This is a genomic window from Clostridium sp. DSM 17811 (genome assembly GCF_018861905.1).
In the GTDB taxonomy this organism is placed as follows: domain Bacteria; phylum Bacillota; class Clostridia; order Clostridiales; family Clostridiaceae; genus Clostridium_AD; species Clostridium_AD frigoriphilum.
This window is the reverse complement of record NZ_JAHLDU010000061.1, coordinates 1-5,163: the sequence shown is the minus strand read 5'-3', so window position 1 is coordinate 5,163 and position 5,163 is coordinate 1. Positions and strand designations below refer to the sequence as shown.

Here is a 5,163-nt window from a genome sequence, read left to right as displayed (position 1 = left end):
ACGTGCTGCAACGTGTATTACTGATGGCTTAAGCATACCTGCAATACGATACATTGTAGGTATCATTAAAAGCAAACCTTGTGAAGCTGTATAAGAAGTAGTTAATGCTCCTCCTTCAAGTGAACCGTGCATTGCACCAGCCGCTCCTCCTTCTGATTGCATCTCAACGAGTTTCACTTTTTGATCAAAAATATTTTTTTTACCATTAGCTGACCACTGATCAACATATTCTGCCATTGGCGATGATGGTGTTATTGGATATATAGTAGCCACTTCCGTAAAAGCATATGATACATATGCCGCTGCTTCATTACCATCCATAGTTTTTTTCAATTTACTCATTTATATAAATCCTCCTTTGAGTCTAAACCTTTACATTAATCACTAAAACGTTTTAGTAGAACGTTATAATAATATAATATATCTTCTTTTTTGTTTTGTCAATATAACTTTTTAAATATTTATATACAACGTTTTGTCAATTTATTAATATATTATATTTTATTCTTCTTACTACTAGAACGTTTTAGTAGAGCATTTTTTAATTAAAATAATATTTAAATTAAAATTCTATAAAATAATAAAAATATGTAGAAAAAAAGTCCCAAATTTGGTATGATTAACTTGTGCCTTGAGCACATAGAGGGGAATGAAAGTTAAAATGCCAACAATAAAAGACGTAGCTACATTATCTGGAGTATCTATATCGACGGTATCCATCGTATTGAATAGTAAGCCTGAAGAAAGAAAAGTGGCTCCACAGACTTACGAAAAGGTTACGAACGCAATAACCATCTTAGGATATCAGCCAAATATGGCCGCTCGAAGACTCCGAAGTTCTGAAAGTAATAAGCCTACAATATCCCTGTATTGGCCTTTGGACTATAGGGCATCATTCTTAGTCAACATTTTGATAGGAATTCGAGAGGAAACCAAAAGACTCAATTATGATTGCGATATAGTTGTTTCTGCATATGAAAATGATAAACTTAGTGCTGAATCCGGGATACTTAGCAAAAACAAATTTAGTGCTGCAATTATTGGCGGCACATCTTATAAAGATATGGAATACCTAGAAAACATTAAACCACAAATGCCAATAATATTATTTAACCGTAACTCAGATAAATATTTTACAGTTTGTAATGATAACGACGATGCAGCTTATAAAGCAGCTAAACTTTTTGCAGTAAAAGGCCATAAGCGTGCTGCAATTATTACTGTTGAAACTCCATTTTTAGCAATGAATATTAGAACAAAAAGTTTTATAAGTGCTTGCAAAGAATTGGATATTGAAATAGAAGATATTTTTATTATTAAATCCGAAAACTCTTACGAGGGAGGGGTCTTAGCTGCTAAAAAATTTCTTACCTTAGAAAACAGACCACATGCCTTATTTTGCGATTCAGATTTTTTAGCTTTAGGGGCAGCACATATATTTAACAAGGAAGGTACACATATTCCTGAAGATTTAGAAATTATTGCAATTGGTATGTTAAGTCCTGACACTACAGCGTACTCAACGCCTCCTATTACAGTTGTATCACTACCTTCAAAGAAAATGGCAGCTGACTGTATGAATATTATCTATAATATATTAAAAAATAATATTACAGAGCCAGTACACAAAGTACATGAATCTAAATTACTATTTAGAGATTCTTGTCGTCCATAAAGTTCAAAATAAAAAATACCCCCACTAAGTGATGAACTGAGCCACTAAATACAGACATTGTAAAAATACCCCCAATTGTAGGATAATAAAACTATGATTGTGGGTATTTTTATGTTAGGTAAGAAAATCAAAAGACATTTTGGCGCTTTAATTATATATGAATACTATTTGCAATTATGGCATCTTGTAGTAACTTAATTTCTAGGCAAATATTTGATTTTCCATTTAAAATAGCAACATTTTTATTTTGTATTACTTGTTTTTGTTCAATAGCCGTTGCCATTTTTTCAAACACTTGTAATAATTGCGCTAATTTTTCATCCGCCAAGTTTAAGTATCCCTTTTTCGCACAACAGGTGTCAAGTAAATAACAAACATGCTCAGTAGAAAAAACCGTTGGCCACATTAATTCAAGCATTTCCTGGTTATTAGGAATTTCACCCAATGCTGTGGTATATGCCATTTTGAAATTCATGAGATTTATTTGCATTTTTTCTTTTATAAATTTTGTACAATCACTAATATCGGGCCCTCTATTGGATGTTAACTGAACCAATAATTGAGACTGATTACGGATTAATTTTGCAGTTAGCCCTGGTAATCGACTAGAGGCTGAACGGCGGCCTATAATATAAGTTCCAATTAATCCAATTAAGGATCCAATCAATATATCTGTAATACGCGCTTTAGCGAAATATATAACGGTATGTGCATTAGATACTGATGCTAAAAGCAATGTAATTGGAGTAATAAACACAACTGATAACCCAAAATTTTTGGCAATTAAGAGTTCTACTAAAATTGTTAAACAGACTATAATTATAGCTATCATATATCCTTCAGGCTGCAATTTTAAAATATTAATGCCTAACATTAATCCAATAATCGTACCACATGCACGCTGAATTGCACGATGAAATGTGGACATAATCGTTGACCCAAGCATAACAGACGTACACGATAAAGGAATCCAATAGGGTCTATTAAATGGAAAATAAAAAGCTATAATGGTTGATATAGAAAGAACTATTCCAAATCTAATTGCATTAATAAACACTATTGAATCCTTATCACAAGCTTTAATAAATTTCATCCTTAATGAAGGTTTTGAAATTTTGATTCCATGACCAATATATATTAACGGTAAATTAATAATAGCCTCAGTATCATAAATTATATCTAAGAAATCATGATAATTTTGATCTATTTCCTTAGGTAGTTGATCTATTATAATTTTCTCTCCGTCATTTAATTTAATCCCCATAGATAATTTTCTTATCATCTCACAAAGTTCCTTTGGTAACTTTGTCTCTCCATTGTACAATTCAAGCATTTCTAAAAACAACATGTTGGCTTGATCATTTAAAAGGGATAATTTATTAAATAATAATGAATTCTTCCAAGAAATGTACCCCTTTAAAAGGGTTTGCTCTGACTCCTTTAAGGCATTAACAGTACGTTGTCGTACACTATTAATATTTTCACTACCAATAGCCTCACTAAAAGCCACTAAGGCTAAATAAACTTCTTTAACAGCCTTTACTTCAGGACCATGTGGATTAAAAAAACACCCTATCATACTAATTATCCATGCAAAGGATCCACTCATAAGTACTATGGCAGTCCGGATAGCTGCTAATGACGGATTTATGGGCATTCCAGTAGTCATTACGAAACTTAGCACAAAAAATAAAGCCGCGGGACCTGGTATCCTAATCACGCCAAATATGAAAGTCGATGTTGTTCCAATTAACCCCACTAGTAAAACAACAAGTATCGGATAAGGTGCTACTAAAGTACCTAGTGCAACTGAAAAACTTATACCAATTGCAACAAAAAATATTTTTTTTGAGCGTTCTGCATATGGTTCATTAAAAACATATAGATACGTAAAACTTCCGATTACACCAAGTAGTCCCATATTCAATTGCCCTACTAATATACCAATAATCAGTGGAAATCCTGCACATATAGCTGCCCCTATTGCTTTTTGCCATGATGATGGTGTCTTATTAATTTTTAATGTTTGTTTTATTGTAGTTAATAAAGTATTAAAAACAAATAAAAATACGGACCTTTGCTTATCTTTTTTTAACATATATAGCCCTCTTCCTTATAATTTATCACTTGATTTTTTGTAAAGTTTATGTTAATTATTTACTTAAGTCCATTATCTTTTTAAATGATTCATTTAACCTTAGAATTAACTCACTTTTTATAGAAAAGAATATGTAGCTAAATCTGTTTTTAACACAAACCTAACTACATATCCATAATTAATTATATCAAAGCATCAGAAACTGTTTTACCATTATACTCCTTTGTCTTCTTAGATGTGGATCCTAGATTTATCGCAAATCTTCTATATTTTTTTGCATTATATTCTTTTTTCTTTCTTACTTCCTACCAAAGCCGAAAGAACTATAGACATATACTTATCTTCTACTGTGGCCGAGCGCGATGTAATAACTACTGGAACCATAGCGCCCATTACTACACCAGCAGTTTTAGCACCACCAGTACAAGTTAATCCTTTAACAAGAAGATTTCCTGCTACAATATTTGGTACCACCAAAATATCAACGTCTCCACTAACTGGGCTATCATAACCTTTAACCTGAGCCGCAGATTTATCAACTGCTAAATCATATGATATTGGACCTTCAACAATGCATTGTGTTATAATTCCCTCTTTATTCATCCTTTTAAGTTCATCAGCATCAATAGTTTCTGGCATTTTAGGATTAACCGTTTCTACTGCAGCTAAAACAGCAACCTTAGGATTTTCTATTCCTAACGCTGAAAATGCGTCTTTAGCATTTTCTATCATTTCTTTCTTCTGTAGTAAATTTGGATACGTAAGTAGCCCAACATCAGTTATTCCCAAAATCTTATGATAATAAGCTGATTCAATAAAAGCTATCAGTGACATAGTATCGTTTTTTCTAATACCATGTTCCTTATTAACAAGTATCTTCATAAGAGCTCCAGTCAGTATTTTGCCTTTCATAATACAATCAAGTTTACCATCTCGTACCATTTCAGCAGCCTTTAGTCCACAATCCTCCGGAGACTTAATATCTATTATTTCAACTATGTCCTCTGAACATTGAAACTTGGCTAATAGTTCTTTAATTAATGGGGCATCCCCTAGTAATACTGGCCATACTAATCCATCCTTAGCTGCCCTAATCACTGCATCTAATGTATGCTCATCTTGGGCTACAACTACTCCTATACGTCTTTTTTTTGAATGTCCAGCCAACATTTCTTTTAATTGTTTAAATGATGTAATCATATTTATCTCTTCCTTTATTATGTATTTAAGATAATCTTAAAATTTATATTAATGATTAGAGCTCTAGCTCCAACCATTAATATTTTTTTATTAAATTTAATCTATTTTCTAAATTCCGCTAGTTGCCAATTTGTTATATTTTTTGTATTTGTCTTTAGCATCCTTTTCTGCAGCTTCAAATAACTCATTA

General features: G+C 32.0%; 4 protein-coding genes. 1 reads left to right on the top strand and 3 read right to left on the bottom strand.

Annotated features, from left to right (window positions below; all coding sequences use genetic code 11):
* On the bottom strand, positions 1-342 hold a 342-nt coding region (locus KPL44_RS24765; RefSeq protein ID WP_216254214.1), incomplete at its 3' end, for a hypothetical protein.
* Positions 343-649: 307 nt separating this feature from the next.
* On the opposite strand from KPL44_RS24765, the gene KPL44_RS24760 reads away from it, so the two are divergent.
* Positions 650-1,675: a LacI family DNA-binding transcriptional regulator gene (locus KPL44_RS24760; RefSeq protein WP_216256036.1), complete on the top strand. Its 1,026-nt coding sequence runs from the start codon at positions 650-652 to the stop codon at positions 1,673-1,675.
* A 151-nt stretch (positions 1,676-1,826) separates the two neighbouring features.
* On the opposite strand, the gene KPL44_RS24755 is transcribed toward KPL44_RS24760, so the two are convergent.
* A complete protein-coding gene (locus tag KPL44_RS24755) occupies positions 1,827-3,773 on the bottom strand; it encodes an FUSC family protein (RefSeq protein WP_216256034.1) in 1,947 nt (648 codons plus the stop codon).
* 279 nt (positions 3,774-4,052) lie between these two features.
* The gene (locus KPL44_RS24750; protein WP_216256033.1) at positions 4,053-4,973 is read right to left on the bottom strand and encodes a phosphate acyltransferase; all 921 of its coding nucleotides are present in this window, start codon (positions 4,971-4,973) and stop codon (positions 4,053-4,055) included.
* Between the last annotated feature and the right edge of the window lie 190 nt (positions 4,974-5,163).